The sequence below is a fragment of the Anaerocolumna sp. genome (assembly GCF_032079385.1).
GTDB lineage: Bacteria > Bacillota > Clostridia > Lachnospirales > Lachnospiraceae > Anaerocolumna.
Genome location: NZ_DAMAUC010000002.1, coordinates 64,629 through 89,208, shown reverse-complemented (window position 1 = coordinate 89,208; position 24,580 = coordinate 64,629). Strand labels below are relative to the sequence as shown.

25 protein-coding genes and 1 other annotated feature are annotated in these 24,580 nt (G+C 35.3%); of the genes, 9 read left to right on the top strand and 16 right to left on the bottom strand.

The window, feature by feature from the left end; genetic code table 11:
* Window positions 1-201: 201 nt before the first annotated feature.
* From RT261_RS02105 to RT261_RS02075, 8 genes are all read left to right on the top strand, one after another.
* Complete coding sequence (locus RT261_RS02105) at window positions 202-342, top strand: AgrD family cyclic lactone autoinducer peptide (RefSeq protein WP_313128766.1); 141 nt, start codon at window positions 202-204, stop codon at window positions 340-342.
* Window positions 342-752, top strand: a complete 411-nt coding sequence (locus RT261_RS02100; RefSeq protein ID WP_313129297.1) for an accessory gene regulator ArgB-like protein — start codon at window positions 342-344, stop codon at window positions 750-752. Before RT261_RS02105 ends, RT261_RS02100 begins: the two co-directional genes overlap by 1 nt.
* 172 nt (window positions 753-924) lie before the next feature.
* Window positions 925-1,824: an ABC transporter ATP-binding protein gene (locus tag RT261_RS02095; RefSeq protein WP_313128763.1), complete on the top strand. Its 900-nt coding sequence runs from the start codon at window positions 925-927 to the stop codon at window positions 1,822-1,824.
* 9 nt (window positions 1,825-1,833) lie between these two features.
* Window positions 1,834-2,589: an ABC transporter permease gene (locus RT261_RS21095; RefSeq protein WP_442871756.1), complete on the top strand. Its 756-nt coding sequence runs from the start codon at window positions 1,834-1,836 to the stop codon at window positions 2,587-2,589.
* Entirely contained in the window at window positions 2,586-3,383 is a 798-nt protein-coding gene (locus RT261_RS02090) for a hypothetical protein (RefSeq protein ID WP_313128761.1), read from the top strand. The genes RT261_RS21095 and RT261_RS02090 overlap by 4 nt, the downstream gene beginning before the upstream one ends.
* Window positions 3,384-3,841: 458 nt before the next feature.
* Window positions 3,842-4,080 (top strand) — a binding site (T-box leader).
* A gap of 110 nt (window positions 4,081-4,190) precedes the next feature.
* On the top strand, window positions 4,191-6,209 hold the full coding sequence (locus tag RT261_RS02085) for a class I tRNA ligase family protein (RefSeq protein ID WP_313128758.1): 2,019 nt from the start codon (window positions 4,191-4,193) through the stop codon (window positions 6,207-6,209).
* 548 nt (window positions 6,210-6,757) lie between these two features.
* Window positions 6,758-7,390, top strand: a complete 633-nt coding sequence (locus tag RT261_RS02080) for an SGNH/GDSL hydrolase family protein (protein ID WP_313128756.1) — start codon at window positions 6,758-6,760, stop codon at window positions 7,388-7,390.
* Window positions 7,391-7,481: 91 nt separating this feature from the next.
* Window positions 7,482-8,426: a helix-turn-helix transcriptional regulator gene (locus RT261_RS02075; RefSeq protein ID WP_313128753.1), complete on the top strand. Its 945-nt coding sequence runs from the start codon at window positions 7,482-7,484 to the stop codon at window positions 8,424-8,426.
* Between the two features lie 194 nt (window positions 8,427-8,620).
* Here the strand turns inward: RT261_RS02075 and RT261_RS02070 are convergent, their stop codons facing one another.
* The 9 genes from RT261_RS02070 to tyrS form a co-directional block, all read right to left on the bottom strand.
* A complete protein-coding gene (locus RT261_RS02070) occupies window positions 8,621-9,802 on the bottom strand; it encodes an ABC transporter substrate-binding protein (RefSeq protein WP_313128751.1) in 1,182 nt (393 codons plus the stop codon).
* Between the two features lie 30 nt (window positions 9,803-9,832).
* On the bottom strand, window positions 9,833-10,621 hold the full coding sequence (locus tag RT261_RS02065; protein ID WP_313128748.1) for an ABC transporter ATP-binding protein: 789 nt from the start codon (window positions 10,619-10,621) through the stop codon (window positions 9,833-9,835).
* Complete coding sequence (locus RT261_RS02060; RefSeq protein WP_313128746.1) at window positions 10,618-11,631, bottom strand: FecCD family ABC transporter permease; 1,014 nt, start codon at window positions 11,629-11,631, stop codon at window positions 10,618-10,620. The genes RT261_RS02065 and RT261_RS02060 overlap by 4 nt, the downstream gene beginning before the upstream one ends.
* A 30-nt stretch (window positions 11,632-11,661) precedes the next feature.
* Window positions 11,662-12,363: a class I SAM-dependent methyltransferase gene (locus RT261_RS02055; protein WP_313128743.1), complete on the bottom strand. Its 702-nt coding sequence runs from the start codon at window positions 12,361-12,363 to the stop codon at window positions 11,662-11,664.
* 11 nt (window positions 12,364-12,374) lie between these two features.
* On the bottom strand, window positions 12,375-13,139 hold the full coding sequence (locus tag RT261_RS02050) for a Rossmann-like domain-containing protein (RefSeq protein WP_313128741.1): 765 nt from the start codon (window positions 13,137-13,139) through the stop codon (window positions 12,375-12,377).
* A gap of 14 nt (window positions 13,140-13,153) precedes the next feature.
* Window positions 13,154-14,176, bottom strand: a complete 1,023-nt coding sequence (locus tag RT261_RS02045; protein ID WP_313128738.1) for an ATP-binding cassette domain-containing protein — start codon at window positions 14,174-14,176, stop codon at window positions 13,154-13,156.
* 4 nt (window positions 14,177-14,180) lie between these two features.
* Window positions 14,181-14,864 carry a GTP-binding protein gene (locus RT261_RS02040; RefSeq protein ID WP_313128736.1) on the bottom strand — a complete coding sequence of 228 codons (684 nt, stop codon included), beginning with the start codon at window positions 14,862-14,864 and terminating at the stop codon, window positions 14,181-14,183.
* A 348-nt stretch (window positions 14,865-15,212) separates the two neighbouring features.
* The gene (locus RT261_RS02035) at window positions 15,213-16,634 is read right to left on the bottom strand and encodes a hypothetical protein (RefSeq protein WP_313128734.1); all 1,422 of its coding nucleotides are present in this window, start codon (window positions 16,632-16,634) and stop codon (window positions 15,213-15,215) included.
* A gap of 31 nt (window positions 16,635-16,665) precedes the next feature.
* Window positions 16,666-17,898: a tyrosine--tRNA ligase gene (gene tyrS / locus RT261_RS02030; protein WP_313128732.1), complete on the bottom strand. Its 1,233-nt coding sequence runs from the start codon at window positions 17,896-17,898 to the stop codon at window positions 16,666-16,668.
* A 317-nt stretch (window positions 17,899-18,215) separates the two neighbouring features.
* Between tyrS and RT261_RS02025 the strand changes: the two genes are divergently transcribed.
* Window positions 18,216-18,692, top strand: a complete 477-nt coding sequence (locus RT261_RS02025; RefSeq protein WP_313128729.1) for a hypothetical protein — start codon at window positions 18,216-18,218, stop codon at window positions 18,690-18,692.
* A 122-nt stretch (window positions 18,693-18,814) separates the two neighbouring features.
* Here the strand turns inward: RT261_RS02025 and atpC are convergent, their stop codons facing one another.
* From atpC to atpE, 7 genes are all read right to left on the bottom strand, one after another.
* Window positions 18,815-19,294 (bottom strand): ATP synthase F1 subunit epsilon, encoded by a 480-nt coding sequence (gene atpC, locus RT261_RS02020; protein WP_313128727.1) that lies wholly within the window; start codon window positions 19,292-19,294, stop codon window positions 18,815-18,817.
* Window positions 19,295-19,363: 69 nt separating this feature from the next.
* Window positions 19,364-20,761, bottom strand: coding sequence for a F0F1 ATP synthase subunit beta (gene atpD / locus RT261_RS02015; protein ID WP_313128724.1), 1,398 nt, complete (start codon window positions 20,759-20,761; stop codon window positions 19,364-19,366).
* Window positions 20,751-21,620, bottom strand: coding sequence for an ATP synthase F1 subunit gamma (gene atpG, locus RT261_RS02010; protein ID WP_313128722.1), 870 nt, complete (start codon window positions 21,618-21,620; stop codon window positions 20,751-20,753). The genes atpD and atpG overlap by 11 nt, the downstream gene beginning before the upstream one ends.
* Before the next feature lie 11 nt (window positions 21,621-21,631).
* A complete protein-coding gene (gene atpA / locus RT261_RS02005) occupies window positions 21,632-23,143 on the bottom strand; it encodes a F0F1 ATP synthase subunit alpha (RefSeq protein WP_313128719.1) in 1,512 nt (503 codons plus the stop codon).
* Window positions 23,144-23,680 (bottom strand): ATP synthase F1 subunit delta, encoded by a 537-nt coding sequence (gene atpH / locus RT261_RS02000; protein ID WP_313128715.1) that lies wholly within the window; start codon window positions 23,678-23,680, stop codon window positions 23,144-23,146.
* The gene (locus RT261_RS01995; protein ID WP_313128712.1) at window positions 23,668-24,222 is read right to left on the bottom strand and encodes an ATP synthase F0 subunit B; all 555 of its coding nucleotides are present in this window, start codon (window positions 24,220-24,222) and stop codon (window positions 23,668-23,670) included. Before RT261_RS01995 ends, atpH begins: the two co-directional genes overlap by 13 nt.
* A gap of 78 nt (window positions 24,223-24,300) precedes the next feature.
* On the bottom strand, window positions 24,301-24,576 hold the full coding sequence (gene atpE / locus RT261_RS01990; protein WP_313128709.1) for an ATP synthase F0 subunit C: 276 nt from the start codon (window positions 24,574-24,576) through the stop codon (window positions 24,301-24,303).
* Between the last annotated feature and the right edge of the window lie 4 nt (window positions 24,577-24,580).

Genomic DNA, 24,580 nt, shown 5'->3' with positions numbered 1-24,580 from the left:
TAACAGCTTCATGCTAGCATGCCCTGTTCTTCATTTAGAGCCTGGTAAATATCATCTATTGGAAGCTATACATGTAAAATATGACTAAATCATGAAAATTTTGTGTGTTAGGCTATTAATTTTTTGTGTTATACATATCGTATTGAATATTTAAATAATAAGTATTAGTATACAGATACAAACAAAGGAGGAAGTGATTAGATGAATATAGAAAAAAAGGTATTAGAACACATTGCGGAAAGGGCTTATAAAACAGCAGAGAAAGTAGCTAACTCAGAATGTATATTTTATGCTTATCAAAAAAAGCTTCCAAATAAAATAAAGGAATTAAGAAAGTTTTGATGAATATAATTACTGAAAAATATATATCCAAGTTAATACAATATCAGATAATTGAGGAAGAGAATAAAGAGATTTATATGTATGGACTGGAATGTTATATTTTAAAGATAATACATACTTGTATATTTCTGGCAATAGGGTTATTAACAGATACATTTCCTAATACCATTATTTTCTTAATGGCATATAGCTTATTAAGAACTTATGCAGGTGGATACCATGCTAATTCATTAAGAAAATGCTTTTTGTTTTCGATAATAATTTCTTTTACTGTAGTACTTACTAGTTATTATTTAACCCGTATTGAAGTTTCTAATATATACAGCATAAGCTTATTAATTATATCCCTTTTTGTTGTAGGTAAATTCGCTCCTGTTGATACAGAGAAAAAACGACATGACTTACGCTAGGATATTTAGTGGTATCTCAATTATCACAAATTACTTACAATTTTTATGTTGGTTTTTCATCTAATAACAATCTATGGGATGGACTCATGGAGATTAAAATTTACTTATTATATAATATAATAATTATAATTACAAGAATAAAATCTAGACTTAAAAAAAGGGGCGAATAAAAATGGACACTAATATAATTTTAGTAGAAGATTTAACCAAGAAAATCAAGCAGCAGACAATTGTAGATCATTTAAATTTTAATGTTGGAAATGGAGATATATATGGGCTATTAGGTCCTAATGGAGCTGGTAAAAGTACTACTATAAAAATGATATTAGGACTTGTTTCACCAACTTCCGGTAGAGTACAAATATACGGAAATGATATAAGTATAGAAAAAAATAAAATATTAGATAAAATGGGAGCCATGATAGAGGCACCATGTTTTTATGATTATATGTCAGGATATAAAAATCTTGAAATATATATAAATTTGTATAATCTTCCTAAAACTAGAATTAATGAAGTAATGACGCTTGTGGGTCTAGAAAAAGCTGCAAATAAAAAGGTAAGTCAATATTCTTTAGGCATGAAGCAAAGATTAGCGATAGCTAGAGCTTTTATTAATGATCCTGAAATAGTAATCCTTGACGAACCAACTAATGGACTAGATCCTATAGGTGTAGTTGAGATTAGAAATTTGATAAAAAAGTTGTCTCAAGTAAACAAAAAAACATTTATTATTTCCTCTCATAATTTAAGTGAAATTCAGGAAATGTGTGATAAAGTTGCAATTATTAATAAAGGTAAATTGGTAGCTCAAGGAGAAGTATCAGATTTATTAGAAAGTAAATACGATGAATATATTATTAAGGTAAAATCTGCCTTAGAAGTTAAAAGCATCCTTGAGAAGTTAATGATTGTAAGATATATAGAAATAAATAATAATGAAATACATGTTCAAATTGACAAAGGAACTATAGGAATCATAAATAAAGAATTAATCAATAACAATATTGAAATACAATCTATTAGTAAAACAGAAAGAAACTTAGAATCCTTTTTTCTAAGTGTATTATAGGTGTGTAATATGATAGGATTATTAAAGAATGAAAGTAGTAAATTTTTTTTAAAGAAATGGCTGATATACACTTTTATCATTTTCTTTAGTACAATTTCGTTAAATATATTGATGTATGTTTCTTCAAATGTTCCTTCAAATATTACATTTCTTGAACTAATAAACGTATATATAAATCCCATAGGTGTTTTATCTGGTTTAATGTCGATATTAATACCTATAATTTCTATTGTTATATGTAGTAACATTTTTTGTGAGGAACAAGAGTCAGGTATAGATAAATATATATTAATTAGTAATATTAAAAGATGGAAATTTATAACATCTAAAGTTTTGTTTTGTTTTTTTGTAATTATTATAAATAGTATTACATTTTTTATATGTACAACTATATTAAGTGGAATACTCGCAAGAAACTTTCATGGAGTATTTACTCTTGAATATTTACGGATATACTTAAGGTATTTATATTGTAATTTGGGCATTTTACCCTTTGTATTTTTAGTTGGACTTTTATCGATTTTATTTAATAAATTTGATAAGGTAGTTGCAATATCTTTAGTTGTTTTTATTGTTTTTTATATCGTTGATAATATTTTAATGAAATTTAGCTTTTTTAGTATTTCAAATCCTATTATACATCTGATGTATTTATATGGTAGCAAAGTCCAACGCACTTTATCTTTAATTACAGTTAGCTTATATAGTATTATTATGTATTTTTTAAGCCTCTTTTATTTTAAAAGAAAGGAATTCTGGATATGAAATATCAAAAAAATCTAATTAAAAATGAGAATTTAAAATTTACAGCACATAAAACAGGCTTTATTATGTTAATCTATGGAATCTTGTTTTGTATCATATCTATTAAAGCGTATAGTGGAAGTTTCGTTAATAGGGATGATTTTCCTAATAATATGAAATATTTAATTAATAATTTAAATGTTGTTAATTATTTGAAATTAGCAAGTACAGATTTAGTATATGGAGGAACAACACAGTTTTCGTTAATTGTTGTGGCTCTTAATATAATAAATATATTTACTGATGATATTTTAACTGGAAATTATAAGTATCTTTTGTTAACAGGGATTCAGCGAAAACAGTATGCTTTAGGTAAGTTTATCTATTCATTTTGTATAAATCTAATGTTTATTCTATGGATGTTTATACTTGGATTGGTTTTGGGCTCCATCGTTTTTGGTACTAAGGGTGTGACAATTGTAAACCTACTGGAGGTACTTGGTATTTATCTGATGACTATATTCCCGATGATGGCTTTAACAGGTATTATTGCTATTTTTTCTACTGCAATACATACTAAAGCAATTTTAACTATTGGATCTATAATCCTAATTATTACATTAGGAATATGTGATAGTTTTACAAAATCAAAATATATATCTCCTACAGGAATGCTTTCTTTATTCACTAATGATGCACCAATGTCTTTTATTGATAGCAACATATTTATTTGTGCAGTTACTTCATTTACTTATTTCATTCTTACTTTAATTCTATATTATAATAAAATAAAGAAAGAAGATTTATTTATCTAAAACGGGGCTAATAGACATTAGGATATATTCTGTTTATTATGCAGTCAGCATTGATTCTGAAACAAAATCATACGGAAGATGTTTTAGAAATTCTGGCTGCTGAATGAATATAGATTTGTTATGATGTATAGAAAGCGAAAATTTTGCGTTGTATTCTTTTTATGTAGGAGTTCAAGAATAATTTGCTTCACTGTTTTACCTTTTCGAGTAATTTACAACAATGAGTAAAGTTCATATCCCAGTACTTATTGTTGTAAATAGAAATGATGTCTTTCTTTTAAGTATACCATATAAAATATTATGGGACATAATCATGTGTGGTATATAAAGACATTATCAAAAATCGGACAGAGTTATATGTTTTTAATTAATAATTAGTATAAGATTAATTTCTCTGTATTTGTTTATAAATAAATTTCTCTTGACAAAGGTATACTATTACCATATACTATGAAAAAATAAAGGCTATGAAGAGAAGAGTAATCTTATATGAAGTTTACAGAGAACTCCGGTTGCTGAGAAGGAGTAGCAGATTTATGATGAAACAAGCCTCGGAGCTGCATACGGATCTTTTTATAAAGTGATGCTATGACGTGAGTTCACGTTACAGAACAGGAGTATGATTTGTACTCTGCAAGGTTAATATGGCGACATATTAATAAAATAGGGTGGTACCGCGAACGAACTCGCCCCTACTAATTAAATTGTAGGAGGTGTTTTTTTTATACTTTTTATCTTAAAATTTTTCTGTAAAATGATTTGACAATATCCAAAGTTAGTATTTTAAAAGAAAGGTTTAGTGAAAATATGAAAAAAGGCAATAAAAGAGATTTTAGCAGTTATGAGAGACCGGAATTTCCTAAAAGAGCAGTGGTTACAGCCGGTATGCCTTACGGTAATAAAGAACTTCATTTTGGACATATTGGCGGTGTGTTTATACATGCGGATACATTTGCCAGATTTTTGCGTGATAGAATTGGTAAAGAAAATGTAATCTTCGTATCCGGAACCGATTGCTATGGTTCTCCCATACTGGAAAGTTACCGTAAACTTACGGAAAAAGGAGAGTTTAACGGGTCTATTGAAGAATATGTCCTCATGAATCATGATTTCCAAAAAGAAACTTTAGATGAATACGATATCAGTCTGAATCTTTATGGTGCTTCTGCACTGGATGAAGGAGGAAGGGTACATCAGGAAGTATCTAATGAGGTCTTTGAAAAGCTTTATGAAAATGGGTATCTGACCAAGATGTCCAATCCACAGTTTTATGATCCCGATTTTCATGTGTTTTTGAACGGCAGACAGGTGGAGGGCAGATGTCCCATAGATGGCTGTAATTCTGATAAAGGCTATGCAGATGAGTGTTCCTTAGGGCATCAGTATATGCCAAGTGAGTTGATTGGCCCAAAAAGTACTTTATCCGGTAAACTGCCTGAATTAAAGGATGTTGTAAACTGGTATTTTGATTTAGATGATTGTGTGGATATGCTGAGGGAAAGGATGGATTATCTGAAATCCGATTCTAATACCCGCAAATATATTATTAATACGATTGAAGAATTTCTAAAGCCCCCTTATATCTATGTAAAGAAAGAATTATTGGGGGAGGAGAATGAATTAGAGGATTTAAGAAAATCACTTCCAAAGCACAGTATTCTCGCGGAAGAAAAGAAAGCTTCCGTAACCTTTGTTTTTGAAACATTGAAAGATAGAGATATGGCAAGAGAAGTTTTTGCACAAAAGGGAATTCGTTATCGGACAGGGAAAACCTTAGTTCCATTCCGTCTCTCCGGTAATATTTCATGGGGTGTAAAAGTTCCTGAAAAAGAAGATTTAAAAGACTTAACTTTCTGGGTTTGGCCGGAATCCCTTTGGGCACCTATATCATTTACAAGAGCTTATCTAAAGGAGAGTTCAAAGGATAGCAGCGAATGGGGTAAGTGGTGGAACTCAAAAGATTCTGTTGTATATCAATTTATAGGTGAGGATAATGTTTACTTTTATGGAATCGCAGAGATGGCATTATTTACAGCTCTCGAATACACCAAAGAGGAAGTACCTGATATGAAAGAAATACCACTTCCTCACATCATCGCAAACAGACATATTCTGTTTATGGATAAAAAGGCAAGCAGCAGCAGTAATGTGAAACCACCTATGGCAAAGGATTTGTTGGAGTATTATACTTCTGAACAATTAAGAATGCATTTTCTAAGTCTTGGCTTATCAACAAAAAGTGTCAGCTTCCAGCCTCAGGTATATATGCCGGAAGAAGAGAGAGCGGGAGCGGATATGGTGTTAAAAGAGGGTAATCTGTTAACGAATGTATTCAATCGGTTAGTCAGGTCCTGTTTTTATACCGCACAAAGCTATTATGACTCAAAAATACCTATGAGCACAATAAGTGAAGCTATTCTGGAAGAAACAAAGGAAGCAGTTTTAACCTATGAGAGACATATGTACAATCATGAATTTCATAGCGTGACTTATGTTTTGGATACCTATATACGAAATATGAATAAATATTGGGTTAATAATATGAGGACAGCTGAAACAACTAATAATGAAGAACTTAGAAAGCAAGTATTATTAGATTCCTTTTATGTTGTTAAAGTTGCAGCTGCTTTGTTCCATCCAATCGCACCAAATGGATGTGAGATGATAAAAGAATATCTGAATGTAGATGAAAGGATTTGGAATTGGGATTATATCTTTTCTACTTTGTATGATATTATAGATGATATTGACGGGCATAAACTAAAGTTCCTGGAACCTAAAGTGGATTTCTTTAAAAAGCATTCCAGTCAGATTGAGCAAATGTAAAATATTAGAATTTGTGCAAAGGTCTTAGAATGTGTGTTCTAAGGCCTTTACCAATGTACTTTATAAAATATATTTTAATCTAAATACTCCCAAGTTATGATAGCTATATAGCTACACTTATAGTATACTTTGAATGTGGATAACTATGGATTATGTCAATAAGCAAATCAAGTGGATGATTTACAAGAAAACACTAGAAGATGAATCTAATTGCTTAAATAGAATAAATCCATAATTCGTTATACGTTAGTGCTATGTGTGAAGGATTCAGTAACAACAATAAATTATAATAAAGAAAATATTATTAAAGAACTTCATATTATATTGTCTTGTGATATAATATGAAGATGATGGGAAAATGAAAATATTACTTACATTTTCTTAGTAAGTATAAAAATGAACACGGTCTTTGACCATGATATAGTACAAAATGAGTGGAGGGGTGGCAACTTTGCTTGCAGGTTCTGGCGTGGTGCAAGTTATGGACAACCTTTTACTCAAGATATATAAATTATTATTTGATAACATATGATACATTGGAGGGAATCATGAAAGAATTTTTTAACAAAGGACAAGTTGTGTTATTCCAAGGAGATAGTGTAACCGATTGCGGAAGGGATAGAGAGGATATTACATCTTTATCTTATGGATACCCGGGGATTATTGCAAAAACTTATAATCTATACTTTCCCAATAGCGAAGTAACCTTTATTAATAAAGGAATTTCCGGTAATCGGGTAAAGGATGTTCTTAATCGATATGAAGAAGATATAAAAGAAATTCATCCGGATTTTATTTCGATATTAATAGGAATTAATGATACTTGGCGTAAATACGATTCCAATGATCCAACTACGCCGGAAGAATTTGAAATGACTTATAGAAAGCTTTTAAATCGCATAAAAACAGATCTGCCTTCATGTAAGATTATGATTATAGAACCCTTTGTTCTTAACTCCCTTCCTGATAGAGAGTCATGGAGAGCGGATTTAGATCCTAAGATTCAGGTTGTGAGAAAGCTTGCAAAAGAGTATGCAGATTACTATGTTCCTTTAGATGGTATATTTGCAAAAGTAGAAGTGGAACAGTATTCTTGTGAACAACTGGCACCGGATGGTGTGCATCCAAGCCCTCTTGGACATGGTATTATTGCACAAGAGTATCTAAAAACATTGATGTAAGAGGCTGCTTTATCCTTTTTATTGTGAGTTTAAGTAGAACTAAAGGGTAGAATAAATTAGAATAATTAAACATAGCGAATGAGGTGATTTTGTGGATAATAAAGCTCTTACTACACAAGAAGTGGCAGACATATTGAAGATTGCTAAAAATACTGTTTATGAGTTAGTAAAGCGCGGAGAATTAAACTCCTATAAAATAGGGAAAAATTTAAGATATTCGGTGGAAGATGTAGAAAATTATATAGCTCAATCCAAAGCTATAAAACCACAGAATAGTGTTAGCCAATCTAGTACGGATCAAAATAAACCGCTAAATTACCATTTGGCAGGAAATAATTTTGTAATTTGCGGACAAGATCTTATGCTTGATATTCTATCCAATTATATTGAACGGCATGAAAAAGGTGTCCGGGCACTTCGTTCATACATAGGAAGTTATGACAGCCTAAGTCAATTATATCATGGTAATGTTAGTGTAGCCACTTGCCATATGTGGGATGGAGATACAGGGCAGTATAATGTTCCCTTCGTAAGAAGGTTGTTGCCGGGAATACCTGCTGTTATTGTTCACCTCACCTACCGTATGCAGGGATTTTATGTGGCAAAGGGAAATCCTAAAAATATTCTTACATGGAGTGATTTAAAAAGGTCAGATATTACTATGATAAACAGGGAAAAAGGAGCTGGCTCACGTGTACTGTTGGATGAAAAACTTCGCTTATTAGGCATTCGGGGTAGTGCTATAAACGGTTATAGCAGAGAAGCGCAATCCCACCTTATATTAGCCAGTACCGTTGGACGGGGGGAGGCTGATGTAGCGGTAGGAATAGAAAAGATTGCAAATCAGGTAAAAGATATTGACTTTATTCCTCTGCAAAAAGAAAGATATGAGTTGGTTATAAAGAAAGAGGACATGGATCTGCCGGTAATAAAAACAGTTTTAAATATTCTTAGATCCGATGAATTTAAAATTGAATTCGAAGGTATTGGCGGATATGATATTCGTGAGATGGGAAAGATAGTTGCAGAAACTTGAAACTAAAACCCGGAAATGCTGCAAAGACTTGAATTGTTGCAGTATTTCCGGGTTTTCTTGCATCCATACATTTAAGCTAAAAACTAATGTATGTCTGAATTATTTATAGAATTGACATATTAAAACAAAAGCAAAATTATAATGCGATACATTAAAACAGTAATTTAACTATGTAGTATTTACTTCTCTTAGTATTACTTTTCAAGTTTCATAAGAGAATTAGCAACTAAAGCATTATATTGATCCTCTGTTAATTTGGTATGGTAGAATAAATCATAGTATCTTGCGGCTTCTTCATAAGCATTATATCCAGCCTGATCGGGATATAGTAATTGTGTAATCCATATCATACCCATATAGCGGTTAACAGAAGGAGGGGTACCCATCCAATTATAAGGGCCGGATGGAACTTCAAAGTATTTGTTATTTTTTACAGCAGACACTTCTTGCCAGGTTTTATCCGTTGCCACTGTATCATAAATGCTTCCCGGTGCAAAAAGAATAACATCCGGATTCCACAAAAGGATTTGCTCCATATCTACTGGATTACCGGAACCCTTACTTGAAATATCGTCAACTACAGCTAAATTATTACTAACTTGATCAAGTATTTCTGCATGGAAGGAACCTTTCGCCAGAACACTCAGTCCGTCACCAGTGCAATAAAGTAATTTAGCTTTTCCGTCTTCTCCAACTTTATTTATAATATCCTGAGTCTTTGCATAGATCTCATCACAATACTTTGCTAATACTTCAGCATCTTCTTCCCTGCCTAAAAGCTTTCCTAATTCTCTGTATGCATCACTCATACTTTCTGTAGTTGCTTCAATATGTATGGTAGGAATATTAACCTGATCTGCAATGGCATCCATATCTTCAGCAATTGTGGACTTGGATTCACCAACGTCTATAATTACCTGAGGATCTGCTTTTACAACTTCTTCAAGATTTAAGTCGCCTTTTCCATAGAACTGACCAAGTATAGGAAGATTATAATAGCTGCTGTCCAGATATTGTTCTGCTTCTGCATCCCATTCGCCTGCAAGGCCTACGAACATATCAGGCGCTAAAGCAAAGAGAACGATTTGAGCAAGGGATCCGGAAGGGGCAATTCGGGTAATGTTTGTGGGAACCTCTACCTGACGGCCTGCTGAGTCAGTAAAGATAACAGTTTCTGTGCTTCCTTTTGGTTCAGAAGAATCGGTATCTTCACCGGTGGTTTCTTTGGTTGGATTGTCTTTTCCTGAATCTGCGGGTGTTTCTGCAGTTTCCGTAGTTGATGGGGCGGAAGTGTTTGCGTTTTTCTTGCCGCATCCTCCTGTTAATGCTACAACCATACATATTACAAGTAACAATGGTATGATTTTCTTTTTCATAGTGTATGCACTCCTTTATTATTATTTATATTACAACTCCAAATCAACAATGGATTTTGGAATTGAAACTCGAAACTTATCATCATATAAACTTTGAATTTGAACATTAACTCCATACAGGTTTTGAATTAAATCTTCCGTGAATATTTCTGATGGCGCACCATAAGCAATTATTTTTCCATTTTTCATTGCCATAATCGTGTCTGAAAAGTAAAAGGTCTGGTCCGGATTATGTGTGGATTGAATGACGGTATATCCATCTTTTACAAGGGACTTAATCTGTGTCAGAACCCGGATTTGGTTTCCAAAGTCGAGATTGGCGGTGGGTTCATCCAGTATGAGAATCTTTGCTTCTTGAACCAAAGCGCGGGCCAATAAAACAAGCTGCCGTTCTCCGCCGCTAATCTGAGCATAGCCCCGGTCTTTAAGGTGTTCGATTTCTAACCTTTCTAAGGCCGCCTTTGCCAGTGCTATCTGCCTTTTACCTGGATTCGAAAAGGAAGAAATCTGTACGGTTGTACCCATTAAAACCATATCAAAAACACTAAAGTTAAAAGAAGGGTAGTGGGATTGCGGTATATAAGCTACTAATTTTGCTACTTCTTTAACGGTAAGATTCTTACTTTCTATTCCATTTAATCTAATTTGACCACTATATCCATTTAACAAGCCAAGAATACAACGGAATAAAGTACTTTTTCCTACACCATTTGGTCCTAAAACCGATAGTAGCTGCTGATTTGGTATAGTAAAATTAATGTTGTCTAATACAAGTCTGTTTCCGTAGCTGAAACATAGGTTTGAAACTTCAAGACTCAATAATTCTCCTCCTTTCTGGTAATTAAATAGATAAAGAAGGGAGCACCAATAATGGCTGTCAGTATGCCTAAAGGAATTTCTGTTGTAAATAGATTCCTGGATACATTATCTACAATTAAAAGGAAGATAGCTCCGGATAGCATAGTTGCCGGAATTAAATATACATAATTGTTTCCTACTAATTTTCTTGCAAGGTGGGGGATGACCAATCCAACCCAGCCTATCATTCCGCTAACGGATACACTGGCAGAAGTAATCAGGGTGGAGGAAGCAATGATAATGAATCGAACCCGCTTTGAATTAACACCCATGGTTTTTGACTCGTCATCTCCTAAGGTCAGAATATTCATACGCCATCTTAATAAAAGTAAGGGAATCAGACCAATTAACATTGGGAAAAGTGCAAATAAAACTTCACTTTTTTTCGCTCCTGATAAACTTCCCATCAGCCAATATGTAATAGCAGGAAGCTGGTCAGTAGGATCCGCTACCAATTTAATAAAAGAGGTTCCGGCGGAGAATAGGGAACTAACCATAATTCCTGAAAGTATCAGACCTAAAATAGTATTGCCTTTTGCCCTCTTACTGATTAAATAAACAATAATAACCGTTAAAAGACTAAAGAAAAATGCACTAAAGGTAATCATATAATGGCTTCCATTATTCAATATTGCAAATGCGGCACCAAAAGCCGCTCCGGAAGAAGCTCCTAAGATATCGGGAGCCGCCATCGGGTTTTGAAAAACTCCCTGATAGGCTGCACCAGCCGAAGAGAGGCAGCAACCTACTAAACATGCTAAAAAGATCCTTGGTAAGCGTATATTAAATAAAACAGTTTCCAATTGTTTGTCCCAGAAGGGTTCAATAGGAAAGATTTTAGATAACAAAATTCCGAATAGCTCTTTTGTATGGATCGGGTATCGTCCAAGGCGAAATGAAATAATTATAGATAAAAGCAGCGCAATTCCCAGTATAAAAATCCGAAAGGTATTCCTATTTGATTGTTTCATTTCTCATTTTCTCCTATTTTCTTAAGAAGTTTACAATTCTCCCTGTATTTCAAATATTCCTACAGATTTCATTCGGGGAATGAAGTAAGGATATTGAGTTTCTCCAGTCTCAATAAGCCTTTGGGATAAAAATAGTTCCAATTCTTCATTGGTAATGTTATTGCGTGAATGGATTCTAACAAAGTTTTTTGCATCTTCCATTGAAACCAAAGGTTGTCCGAATTCAAAGGATGCTTCCATAAGATCATAAGATATTCCATCCTTTTTAAGATTTTCCCCCACATTGAGACAGGTGTTTTTATGAAAAGGTCTATATTTTTCAGGAAATAAACCCGTTGGGTTTTCACTGTTTACAACAGCAATCAGCTTTTTACAACGAGGCAGGAAGTTTTTCAGATTACGGCTGCCAAAAAAACTGACAAAAATGATATCCCAATTTTCCTCAATATCATCGCAGTTTATCAAGCGAGGAGATATGTTGGAAATATTTTTGTCTTTTATATTTTTTTCAAGAGCCTTTATTGCTTCTTGGTTAATATCAATACAAGTAATATTTTCTATGTATTTGCAAAACTCCATATCTATAAGACCTAAACCACACCCAATGTCACAAAGGGTAGAATAGCCTTCTAGTTTTGGAATAATTAGACTCGCTATATTTTTAAAATAACCGGTATAATTATTTGCATCTTGATACCAACGAATGGTATCTAAATTCCAATTAAAATTCACGTGATCTCTCCTTAAGGGGTAATTTTTAGTGAGACTTTTTGTCCCGCTGCAGATATCTGACTATTTTCAGCACCAGCAGCTATTCTTGCAGCACATGCATTGTCTTTTATCATGAAGCCTGATAGATCCGTTATTCCATAATTAAATAGAAGAGGGGCTAGGGGTACGCCTCTGCCTACAAGAACAATCTTTTTTGCATGCTTTGCCAGTTCTAGAAATCTTGGCAAGGTTTTGCTGGCAATGGAACTGCTGCTTATATACACATAGTCACTTTCAGGAAGTATATATTCAGAAGCAAATATAGGATAGTCACCGTCTTCCGGTTCAAATCCCATAACTGATAAATTGCATATGGGCTCTAATAAACGGTTAATGTAAGGAAAATGACCGATTATAGCAACATTTTTACCTTTTACTTCATTTTGAGACATGATAAAAGGATCGTATATTCTGTCTTCCACTAAAGTTTCATAGGAGAATATTACTCCATTTTCTTTTGCAATACCGGGATTATTATAGTAGGCGTTAATAGCAGCAGCGCCTATAGCAGCTTCCGTAAAATTCCATGATTTCACACAAGATGCGACTTCCCGCAGAGGCAATCCAATTAAATTCTTTGAAAACATGGGTATCCTGGTTTCATAGGAATAGGGAGTACCGGATACTCCTGAACCATTACCACTGCGGACATAGGAAAAATGTTTTCCGTTAATAATCTCATCAGCGGTATAATTATCTGGAATTCCCTGTATTAATTCATCATATAGTTCCCACATAGGCAATACTCCTTTTATAATGTTAGTAAATCTTTTGTAATAATTTCACCGGAACGTAAGTTATTACGCAATCTTAACAGAATATTATCAAACTGTTCTATGGATGTGAGACTTTCCTTTTCTTCATCCGAGGTTTGAATAACCTTATGTATTCCGCCATTTTTAATAACAATACGTTTATCTGAACTAAGTGCCAGCAAGGGATCATGGGTGGACACAAAGACGATTTTTTCTTTTTTTGCTAAAAGAGTAATGGCTTTTCGTCTGTCAATACCTGCATTTTCTATTTCATCAATTAAGACAATGGGAGAGTTACTCATATAAGCAGTATCTGAGATCATAAGTGCCCGTGATTGTCCGCCGCTTAACTGGGTTACCTTTGTATCTTTGGAGAATTGTTCACCTGCAAGTTGGTTAGCGCACAAAAAGCATTTTTCTATCACTTCTTTGGCATTAGTAGTAAGCCTGGACTTTGCGTGCATTTCTAAGAACTGGGATACTGTTAAATCCATAACAAAGTTCATGTTTTGTGAAAGCTCTGCCACCAGTTTGCCGTCTAATTGAAAGCGTTCTTCTTCCTCTATGTGTTCTCCATTAATTAGAATTTCCCGAACTGTAGGAGTGTCACCTTGAGCAAGGCACTCAATATCACTTAATAATCTGCTTTTTCCTGAGCCGGTAGGACCAACAATACTGATCACTTCACCGGGATATATGGTAAGACTGATATTTTCCGGTTCTTTTAATTTGTTAACTCCCCCAAGAATGGTTATGGAGGATATTTTATGTATAGAAGTTTCTGTTTCTGTTAAATTTTCAAGAAACAGGGATAAGTTCTGCAATAATTCGTATGAATCCAAACCAAACTCTTCAAGAATTTCAGGATTTATATTGTTAAAAGCTTCCGGAACCGGCAAATCTTTTGAAATATGTTCTATTCTGAAGTTAGCTAAAAAGTCAGCAGCGATAGGATATTCTCCTAAGATCTGATTTAAATTCTGTGCATTTAGTTTGTTTATAAATTCTTGTGATTTCATTAGTCTAAAACTCCATTTTCTTCATCATCCCCATTTGGAAGGATTCACCTATTCTTGTTTCTCCGGTACAATAAGAGCAAACCGAGGCGGGCATAGTAAATCGAAGTTTACTATCTTTAAGAGATGTTATATCTCTGGTTTGTTGTATATATTTCGCAAGTAAAAAGACGCCCTGACCGGTGATACCGTTAACAAACATAATTTTTGCCGAGGTGTTAACCTGTTTTACATTAAAAGCAAATACTTCTCTTTCTGCCTGAGAGACAATATCACCTTTTGTTATCACTACAATATCTGCATATTTTAGCATTGGTCCTATTTTCCGAGGTGTATTTATGCCTGATAGATTATCTATTACACAAATAGAAAGAACACCTTTTATATAGGGAGAACAGCGATTACAAAGTCCTGCACTTTCGGTAATGAGTATTTGAAAATCGGATTTTATGCCCCATTGCAAAGCATTTTCAACATTGCTTACAAAAAAATGATCAGGGCAGATTTTCCCTGAAAAGCCTGTTTTAACGGAGATTCCTGCTTCTTTATAACTTAAATTATCAAAGGAAGTGAGGCAATCAAATTTGACTACTCCAATACTTTCTTTTGGAATGTCCAGACACTGGGCAAGTTTAATAATAACAGAAGTCTTTCCGGAAGAAGGCGGTCCGGCAACAGTTATGAATTTCATTCCATTTCCTCCTCAAGTATGTCAATGAGAAACTTATATAAAACAAAAAATAGTTACTTAGTAATATAAAACATAACGATACAAAACATGACGAAAATAAGTAACTAAATAATTTTGTATCATGTTTAATTTATTTTAGTATATATTGGTAGTGTATGGTTGTCAATATAATGTTGCTATTATGAAAAAAAATTTGAAATATAACAGACTTTAAAAGTAGAAGTGTAGTATTATTTTTTAAACGTATAATAAAAAGCGGCCTTGGATACATGGAGAATCTTCCATATCCAAAGCCGCTGGATTTAGTATAAAATTATAATACTTTTGCTATTTTTAAGGATTTATGAACTATTCATCAAAATGGTTATTATAATATTCCTCAGTAATACGATCTAAATATAAATCATCCATCTCACCAAATTGTTTTATGATGAGTTCTTTCATTCTTTCTATTTTTTGTATGAATTGAATTTCTTCCGCATCCTTCGGATTCACCAGTTCGTTTAAACTTTCTTTTGTTACATTCAAAGATAACCATGTGTTAATTGCATTGGTTACCTGATTTTCTTCACCTATTTGGCCTTTCACTTTATTGGACTTTATTAAAGTAGTAATTCCTATATATAAAAAGACTAAGAATAAACCACCCATAACAATATAAGTCATAGTACCATTAAATATGCTTATAATTCCCACAGCATTAATGATAAGTAGGAGAATGCCTAAAATAGAGATGACTAAAAAACTGAAAGCAGAAGATATTAAGTCTTTATATTGTTCTTCCTTTTTTACATAGGTCTGTGTCTTTTCAGGTCTTTTCGGATCATCATTATATAAGTCCTGTACTTCCTCTTGATCAAATAAGTATTCTTCCTCTTTCTCTGCATCAGATATGTTGAATTCTTCCCTTAAGTGGTTTTCTTCCTCCGGGGTAGTAATTTCAGCATTTTCCGGTTCATAATTAAGGGTATGTCCTGTATTGTAATTCTCAGGATGTTCTTCATTATGTGTTCTATTGTTTTCCTTTTGATTCGATTCAGAGGATTCATCTGTATCTAAGTGATCATACTCAAATGTTTCTTTTTCAAGAGAATGTTCGTCAGAAGTATAATCCTCAAAAATTTTCTCTTGAGAAGGATATTCTTTGACATACTTTTCTACAGACTTGTTTTCCATAGAATCATTTTCCCCAGAATCACTTTCCATAGAATCATTTTCCCCAGAATTGCTTTCCCCGGAATCATTTTCTACAGAACTGTTTTCTGCAAAATCATTTTCCACAGAACTGTTTTCTATAGAATCATTTTCCCCAGAATTGTTTTCAGAAGAGTAGTTTTCCCCAGAGGCGTTATCTACAGAATTATTTACTGTAGATACATCCTCCACGAAATCATTCTCCGTGGAATCATTTACCTTTGCTTCAAGCTCCGTGGAGTCAGTGCCTTGAATAGTCACTTCCTGTTTAGTATGATTTTGAGCATTTTCCATCTCAACGGTGTAAAAAGCATCGTAAAGCTTCTTGGTTTGCTTTAAATCGGATTCTTTAATCAGGATGCGCCATGTTTCGTTTTCCTCATTGTATTCATATACTGCAGAAGCAACATTAGAATAATGAAGGAATTTCACAAATTTTTGGGCTTGCGGTTTTTTATCCACTTCTTTAAAGACAACTAATGCAGAAGAATCAAATTCAATTAATTCTGCTTCACAATTGCTGCAAAGTGTTTCATCACCAGTAAATAGTCTGTTGCATTTTGGACATTTTGGCATAATCCTCACCCCTATCAGTTTATACTATAAGTTATTCACTAACTTTAAAACAGTGATAAGCTTTTTTACCCTTTTTTACAAGTAAACGTCCTTCAGAATCAAAATCGTTAGGTGTAAAGGCTTTATCGAATTCAGTTACTTTAACATCATTTACAGTAACGCCCCCTTGTTGAATATTTCTTCTTGCATCAGAGCGAGAAGTTGCCATTTTAGCATCTACTAATAAAGTTATTAAATCAATTCCAGCATTAAATTCCTCAGAGGAATAAGTAGTAGTAGGAATATCATCGGATATCATGTTTCCGCCAAACAAAGCTCTGGCTGCATCCTGTGCTTTCTTCGCTTCTTCTTCACCGTGTACGATCTTTGTGATCTCGTAAGCAAGTACCTCTTTGGCATGATTGATTTCAGCGTCTTTTAAGGCACCAAGTCTTCTTACTTCATCCATAGGCAAGAAAGTTAACAGTCCTAAACATTCTTCTACCTTAACATCTTCGATGTTTCTCCAATATTGATAGAATTCATAAGGTGATGTTTTGTTAGGATCTAGCCATACAGCACCTTTCATTGTTTTGCCCATCTTAATGCCTTCGCTGGTAGTAAGAAGTTTAAAAGTCAAGCCGTAAGCTGGTTTTTGCTCTTTTCTACGAATTAAATCAACACCGCCAAGAATATTAGACCATTGGTCATTACCGCCTAATTGTAAGGAACAGCCATATAATTGATTTAATTTTAAGAAGTCATAAGACTGCATAAGCATATAGTTAAATTCAAAGAAGGTTAAACCTTTCTCCATTCTTTGTTTATAACATTCTGCGGTTAACATTTTATTTACGGAGAAATGAACTCCAACTTCTCTTAAGAAATCAACATAATTCAAACTTAGCAGCCAATCAGCATTATTTGCAATAATTGCGTTGTCATTATCGAAGTTAATAAATCTGGATAATTGCTTATAGAAACAATCTGCATTATGCTGTATGGTTTCTTTGGTCATAATATTTCTCATATCGGATTTTCCAGAGGGATCACCGATCATAGTAGTTCCACCACCAAGTAAAGCGATAGGTCTGTGTCCTGCTTTTTGCATATGCATCATGGCCATAACAGTTAAAAAGTGCCCTGCTGTTAAACTATCTGCGGTTGCATCAAAGCCTATATAAAAAGTTACTTTTTCCTTCCCTAATAAATCCCTGATTTCTTCATGGGTTGTTTGTTCTATAAATCCACGTTCTTGTAAAATATCATAAACATTCGTCGACATTTTGTTTCCTCCTTCAATAAATTATGTTTATTATAAATGAAAAAATTATATTTTTCAATGTCATTCTAAATGAAGCGAATATTTATGAACAAGTAATGAATATAATAGTATATATAATTAAAATAAGTGATATTTTAAGATATTTTAACCTCATCAGGGGTATGACTTGCCTGTTTCAGCAGGAGCCAAGCTCCTGTTGAAAGGGTACGCAGTGGCAATAAGGTTAAGAGAAGCAGCGTAGCAGATTTCGAGTATCCACTTTGATTCTTCACATAAGTGGAATGGTAACCTGTATAGAGATGAATAGGAGGAGAGTAATGGATCATCAGGAAGATTTTTCAATGCCATCAAGAGCAGAATACATAAAACTTGCAAGAGAAAGCTGTACCAGGAATTTAAATGCCCCAAGTTTAAACAGTAAGAACAATAATAAAATGAAGGATGAAAATAAGGATTTAAGATTTAATTTTTTAAAAAAGAAAGACACTTCGGATTACTATGACTTTTCCCAGGGAGAATTTGATATTCCCAATAGTACTATGAGGATATTTATAATAAGAGCTATTTGTGCATTCATGCTGTTTCTTACGGTATTTGTTATTGATAAGTTAAAAATTGAATTTAAAGGGATTAGTAGTAACACTATTAAGGAATCGGTATCCTCCAATCAGGGAATGGAAGATGCTGAAAATTTTTTCGTATCTCTATTTGATAAAGAAAAAGTAAATGAGAATGAGGAAAACAAAGAAAATAGCGAATACAATGAAGATAATAAAAGCAATAAGGAAAGGTGAAATGAATACAGGGAAATGAAATAATACATCCTTTAGTAGGAGAGAACCGCTGATGTGTGATGGGTATGATAAAACAAACACTGGAAACAGGTGCTTGTTTTATCATGCCCATCTTTTTTATATCAGTTATTTTCATCTTCACTGCCACCGTCATCGTAATAATCAGCTTCCTCCAGATGTGAGCTGACTTCAATACGGACCAAAGAACGGCGTAACAAAGCTTGTGTATTTTGAATCTGTAATACCTCAGCTTCTTCCTGCATGGCAGCTTCGGCCTTCTCACGATCTGCTCGGGCACGTTCAAGATCAATCTCTTCCGGATGCTGAGCAATGGTAGTAAAAATATCCACATCCCTGCTTTCTATCTGGGCGATACCACCGAATACAGCAAGTTGTTTTTCAACTCCATCATTAAAAATATGGAGAATACCATCACCAAGTACAGCTGAAACCGGCATATGACCCGGAAGAACACCCAGATCGCCATCAACACAACGCATGATAAGCATATCTGCTTTTTCAACGAATTTTAGTCCACGGGGAGTAGTTATCTTAAGATTAATTTTTTTTTCATTTGGGAAATCAGTCTGTTGTTCTGCCATAATAATCCTCCATTCTGCCGCAAACCTGCGAATTTGGCGGCAGCACCAATCTTGTCTTTTCAGAATGCATCAAGTTTGTGTACTTTTATATTTTTCTACGGCTTCATCAATAGTTCCCACATTTAGAAAATATCCTTCCGGTATATCATCATGGTTTCCTTCTATTATTTCTTTAAAACCACGAATTGTTTCATCTACAGATACATGCCGCCCAGGGATAGAAGTGAATTTTTCAGCCACATAAAAAGGCTGCGAAAAAAACCGCTGAATCTTTCTGGCTCTGCTGACAATTCGTTTTTCATCTTCAGAAAGTTCATCCATACCAAGAATAGCAACAATATCCTGAAGATCTTTATAACGCTGCAGGATACTCTGAACAGCCCTTGCAACACGATAATGTTCTGAGCCAACGATACTGGCATCCAAGATACGTGATGATGAGTTCAGGGGATCAACAGCAGGATAGATGCCTTGTTCAACAATGGATCTGGACAAAACCGTCACTGCATCCAGATGAGCAAATGTAGTAGCTGTGGCCGGGTCAGTAAAATCGTCTGCAGGCACATAAATTGCCTGTACAGAGGTGATGGAACCGGACTTGGTGGAGGTGATGCGCTCCTGAAGCGAACCGATTTCCGTGGCCAGAGTAGGCTGATATCCCACAGCACTTGGTGTACGTCCCAGCAAAGCGGATACTTCTGAACCTGCTTGTACGAAACGAAAAATATTATCAATGAAAAGTAAGACATTTTGCTGCATTTTATCGCGGAAATACTCGGCCATAGTCAGTCCTGAAAGAGCCACTCTCATCCTGACTCCCGGCGGTTCATTCATTTGACCGAAAACTAATGCAGTTTTATCGATTACACCGGAATTCTTCATATCATAATATAAATCATTGCCCTCACGAGTACGTTCACCTACACCTACAAAGACAGAATAACCACCATGTTCCTTGGCGATACTGTCAATAAGTTCCATGATAAGGACGGTTTTTCCTACTCCGGCACCGCCAAACAAACCTATTTTACCACCTTTGGAGAAAGGACAAAGCAGATCAATAGCTTTGATACCGGTTTCTAGCATCTCCGGTTTGTTGCTTTGCTGGGCAAGACTAGGTGGATCTCTGTGAATGGGTGCACGTTCTTTTACTTCTATAGCCGGCTTGTTATCAATAGGTTCCCCCAGAACATTTACCATACGGCCCAGTACTTCTTCACCTACTGGAACAGTGATTGGAGCTCCCGTGTCTACAGCTTCCATGCCCCGGGTCAGTCCGTCTGTGGGGTGCATGGAAATACACCGTACTATGTGGTTTCCAAGATGCTGCAAGACCTCCAATACCACAGTTTCCTCATGGAAGGGTACTTTAATTGCGTTATATAAAGAAGGCACTTCGCCATCAAAACGAACATCAATAACTGCCCCTACTATTTGAATGATTTTACCTTTATTTTCAACTTTCATCTTTACCACCTTTATTCAAAACATTTACACTTCCTACAATCTCGCTGAGTTCTTGTGTGATGTCTGCCTGTCGTTTTCGGTTATACATATGATTTAACTCATCAATAAGATCCGAAGCATTCTTTCCGGCTGCATCCATATTGACCATCCGGGCTGCCTGTTCGCTGGTGTGAGATTCCGAATATGCCCGAAATAAGTTCATATGCAAATACAGCGGAACCACGTTGTCGATAAATGTGTATATGTCCGGTTCATAGTTCTTACTGTTATAGTCTGTGTCCTTTGCCGGATTTGCAGCCAAAGGAAGCAGTTTTTCCACTGTGGGCACATAGCTTAAGACGGTCTTAAAATGAGTATAGGCAATAAACACTTCATCCACTTCTCCGGACAGATAGATATCAAGCAGCCATTTTGCAACTTTTTCGCTGCTGTAATACACCTGTGTGTCAGTAACGTCAGTAACTGCGTGGATAATATTTTTATTTTTCTTTCTAAAATATTCGTTGCCTTTGGAACCCACAACGATTAATTTTTCGTTTTTCTCCTGTTCCATATGCTCTAAAGCTTTTGACAAAATATTTGCGTTATAGCTGCCGGAGAGCCCTCTGTCGCTGGTTAATACGATATATAAAGAATTCCTTACTTTATGTTCTTTATAGAAAATGTGTGATTTTGCACTGCTGTTGTTGCCAAGTTCCTCTGTTATACGTTTTAGTTCATAATAAATGGGGCGTACCCCATCCAACTGTGCTCTTGCCTTAAGCAGTTTTGTGGAGGCGACCATATCCATGGCTCTAATGATCTGTTCTACAGAACTGATATTTGATATTCTTTGTTTAATATCTCTCATGGAACTCATATGAATACCTCCTAACTGTAGTCATACTCTTTTTTGACCTCAGAAATCACTGCATTAATACTTCCCTTAAGTTTTTCTGAAATTTTCCCGGTTTCCCTGATTTCTTCTTTCATATAAGCAGCATGTTTATCTACATAATCAATGAAGTCTTTCTGGAATTTACGGATGTGCCTAACATTTATATCTGCCATATGCCTGTTACTTAAGGCGAAAAGAATCAGAACCTGATCTTCAACTGGCATGGGGGCATATTGTGGCTGTTTAAAGATTTCCATAATACTTTCTCCATAATTCAGGCGATCCAAAGTATCCTGATTGAGATCGGAACCAAATTGGGAAAAAGCAGCTAATTCCTTATACTGAGCAAATTCGATTCGAAGTGGACCAGCCATTTCTTTGATTGCAGGAATCTGGGCGGATCCCCCAACTCGTGAAACGGACAAGCCTGGATTAATAGCCGGACGAATACCATTATTAAACAGATCAGCTTCCAGATAAATCTGCCCATCTGTGATAGATATAATATTCGTGGGAATATAAGCAGAGATGTCACCTTCCTGAGTCTCTACAATGGGCAGAGCTGTCAGGGTACCTCCACCGAAGTCTTCACTCATGCATGCTGCACGCTCTAATAATCTTGAATGTAGGTAAAAAACATCCCCTGGATAGGCTTCACGACCAGGCGGACGGCGAAGAAGCAGACTAATGGCCCGGTAAGCTGTTGCGTGCTTGGACAGATCATCATAGATGATTAGAACATCCTTTCCCTTAAGCATCCATTCCTCAGCAATTGCACAGCCTGCATAGGGAGAAATATACTGCAAAGATGCAGAGTCAGCAGCACTGGCCAGAACCACTGTGGTATAATCCATAGCACCGGTCTGATTCAGAACTTTGATAATACGGGCAACCGTTGATACCTTTTGTCCGATTGCAACGTATACACAATAAACATCTTTGCCTTTCTGGTTAATAATTGTATCAATACCAATAGCAGTCTTTCCTGTCTCTCGGTCACCAATAATTAATTCTCTCTGACCTTTTCCAATTGGTACCAGTGCGTCGATGGCTTTAATACCTGTCTGAAGTGGCTGATTTACTTCGCGACGCATAATTACACTTGGGGCAGGGTTCTCTATTTTACGGTAAGCATCTGCCATAATAGCACCCTTATCATCAATGGGTTCGCCAAGGGCATTGACAACACGTCCTAGGAGACCGTCCCCCACGGGTACCTCAGCCATCCTGCCCGTCAATTTAACGGGATCGCCTTCTTTGATATCTGCGTCAGAACCCATAACCACAACACCTATACTGTCTTCGTCCAAATTCAGCGCCATACCAAAAGTTCCATTGGGAAATTCCAGAAGCTCGCCGCTCATAGCATTGTTCAAACCGGTTACTCGTGCAATACCGTCCCCGATCTGTATGACTGCACCGACTTCAGAAAAATCCAGCCTGGATGAGTAAGACTCAATTTGTTGTTTTATCATCTTACTGATTTCATCAGTATTAATTTGCATTCATAACTTCCTCTCTTTAAGCGTTCTCTTCATATTATTAAAACTAGATTTTACTGTACCGTCAAAAATATGACCATCTGCCAAAACATAGAATCCACCTATCAATTCAGGATCAACTGTGACACTGATATCAACTGGCATACCAAGCTTTTTTATTAATGCAGTCCGAATGGATTCAGTTTGTTCCTCTGTAAGTGTAAAGGCTGCGACAACCTTTGCCTCTGTTTTACCCAGGCGCCTGTTTGCCCGGTCTATATATTCTGTTAATACAGGTATAATCAATGCTTCTTGATTTTCATGAATCATTAGATATAGAAATTTTACCAAATGATCTGAAATTTTTCCTGAAAAAGAATCGGTGAAAAGCTGATGCTTGACAGGATCTATTATATGTGGATCTCCAATAAAAGCTTGAACTTTAGGATCCCCAAGAGTGTCCCGAAGCAAAACTGCCTGTTCTAAATCCTTTTCCAAGATATTGCCCTTTTCTGAAAGCTCCAAAAGTTTTGCAGCATAATGTTCCTTTAGCCCTGCCATTTTGCACCCTCCATCTGAGCTAGTGTTTCCTCAAAAATCTTATTCTGAGTCTTTTGGTCAATAGTTTGGGTAATATATTTTTCGGCCATAAGAGAGGCAAGCTCAATAATAGTAAGGCGTGTTTCTTCCTGAAGACGTTTCTCATCTGCCAGGACACTTTCCAAAGAGCGCTTTTTAATCTCATCTGCCTCTTGCCTTGCTTGTTCCAGAATTATTTTCCTCTCATTATTAGCCTTAAGACGGGCATCTTCAAGAAACTCGATACGTTCTTTGTCTATATCATCTATTTTTTTGTTATATTCAGCCATAAGCTCCTTTGCTTTGACCATCTTCGCATCGGTATCATCAATCTGATTTTGAATTTTTTCAGTACGATTTTTCATAAAATTTTTGAGAGGCTTATATAGAATAAAACCCAATGCAATGGCCAGAATAAGCCCGTTCAGTAGTTGGATGCCTATAGTTATCAAAGTCTGTGTATCCATAGCGAAAACACGACCTTTGGGCACAGATTCAGCCAAGAATATTATCTTGTTATACAATTTTTAACGGCCTCCTTTCTCTTGTCTATAATTCACTATTACCAATATGATGTGGCTTTGCCACTTTTTTCTTCTCACTTAACCCAGATAGTTAAGTAATATATCTACTAGTGGATTAGCAAATAGCATGACGATGGCAATCAAAAGGCCATAAATACCGGAAGTCTCACCCATAGCTAAACCGATGAACATTGTGCTTCGAATGGAATCAGCAGCTTCAGGCTGTCTGCCCATAGATTCAATGGCTTGGGCGGCGATTTTTGCCTGCCCGAATGTGGTGGTTACTCCGTTAAGAAGTGCTAATGCAGCTGCGATGTGCGCTATAGCGATGACAAATGCTAATGGATCTTGCATAATA

What these genes read in the sequence shown, in the direction of transcription:
- RT261_RS02085 (WP_313128758.1), top strand. Translation starts at nt 4,191, where the DNA reads ATGAAAAAAGGCAATAAAAGAGATTTTAGCAGTTATGAGAGACCGGAA.
- atpD (WP_313128724.1), bottom strand. Translation starts at nt 20,761, where the DNA reads ATGAAAGTTGAAAATAAAGGTAAAATCATTCAAATAGTAGGGGCAGTT.
- atpG (WP_313128722.1), bottom strand. Translation starts at nt 21,620, where the DNA reads ATGAGTTCCATGAGAGATATTAAACAAAGAATATCAAATATCAGTTCT.
- RT261_RS02100 (WP_313129297.1), top strand. Translation starts at nt 342, where the DNA reads ATGAATATAATTACTGAAAAATATATATCCAAGTTAATACAATATCAG.
- RT261_RS02050 (WP_313128741.1), bottom strand. Translation starts at nt 13,139, where the DNA reads ATGTGGGAACTATATGATGAATTAATACAGGGAATTCCAGATAATTAT.
- atpC (WP_313128727.1), bottom strand. Translation starts at nt 19,294, where the DNA reads ATGGCAGAACAACAGACTGATTTCCCAAATGAAAAAAAAATTAATCTT.
- RT261_RS02060 (WP_313128746.1), bottom strand. Translation starts at nt 11,631, where the DNA reads ATGAAACAATCAAATAGGAATACCTTTCGGATTTTTATACTGGGAATT.
- RT261_RS02025 (WP_313128729.1), top strand. Translation starts at nt 18,216, where the DNA reads ATGGATCATCAGGAAGATTTTTCAATGCCATCAAGAGCAGAATACATA.
- RT261_RS21095 (WP_442871756.1), top strand. Translation starts at nt 1,834, where the DNA reads ATGATAGGATTATTAAAGAATGAAAGTAGTAAATTTTTTTTAAAGAAA.
- RT261_RS02105 (WP_313128766.1), top strand. Translation starts at nt 202, where the DNA reads ATGAATATAGAAAAAAAGGTATTAGAACACATTGCGGAAAGGGCTTAT.
- RT261_RS02095 (WP_313128763.1), top strand. Translation starts at nt 925, where the DNA reads ATGGACACTAATATAATTTTAGTAGAAGATTTAACCAAGAAAATCAAG.
- RT261_RS02070 (WP_313128751.1), bottom strand. Translation starts at nt 9,802, where the DNA reads ATGAAAAAGAAAATCATACCATTGTTACTTGTAATATGTATGGTTGTA.
- RT261_RS02080 (WP_313128756.1), top strand. Translation starts at nt 6,758, where the DNA reads ATGAAAGAATTTTTTAACAAAGGACAAGTTGTGTTATTCCAAGGAGAT.
- atpA (WP_313128719.1), bottom strand. Translation starts at nt 23,143, where the DNA reads ATGCAAATTAATACTGATGAAATCAGTAAGATGATAAAACAACAAATT.
- RT261_RS02090 (WP_313128761.1), top strand. Translation starts at nt 2,586, where the DNA reads ATGAAATATCAAAAAAATCTAATTAAAAATGAGAATTTAAAATTTACA.
- tyrS (WP_313128732.1), bottom strand. Translation starts at nt 17,898, where the DNA reads ATGTCGACGAATGTTTATGATATTTTACAAGAACGTGGATTTATAGAA.
- RT261_RS02040 (WP_313128736.1), bottom strand. Translation starts at nt 14,864, where the DNA reads ATGAAATTCATAACTGTTGCCGGACCGCCTTCTTCCGGAAAGACTTCT.
- atpH (WP_313128715.1), bottom strand. Translation starts at nt 23,680, where the DNA reads ATGGCAGGGCTAAAGGAACATTATGCTGCAAAACTTTTGGAGCTTTCA.
- RT261_RS02045 (WP_313128738.1), bottom strand. Translation starts at nt 14,176, where the DNA reads ATGAAATCACAAGAATTTATAAACAAACTAAATGCACAGAATTTAAAT.
- atpE (WP_313128709.1), bottom strand. Translation starts at nt 24,576, where the DNA reads ATGCAAGATCCATTAGCATTTGTCATCGCTATAGCGCACATCGCAGCT.
- RT261_RS02035 (WP_313128734.1), bottom strand. Translation starts at nt 16,634, where the DNA reads ATGCCAAAATGTCCAAAATGCAACAGACTATTTACTGGTGATGAAACA.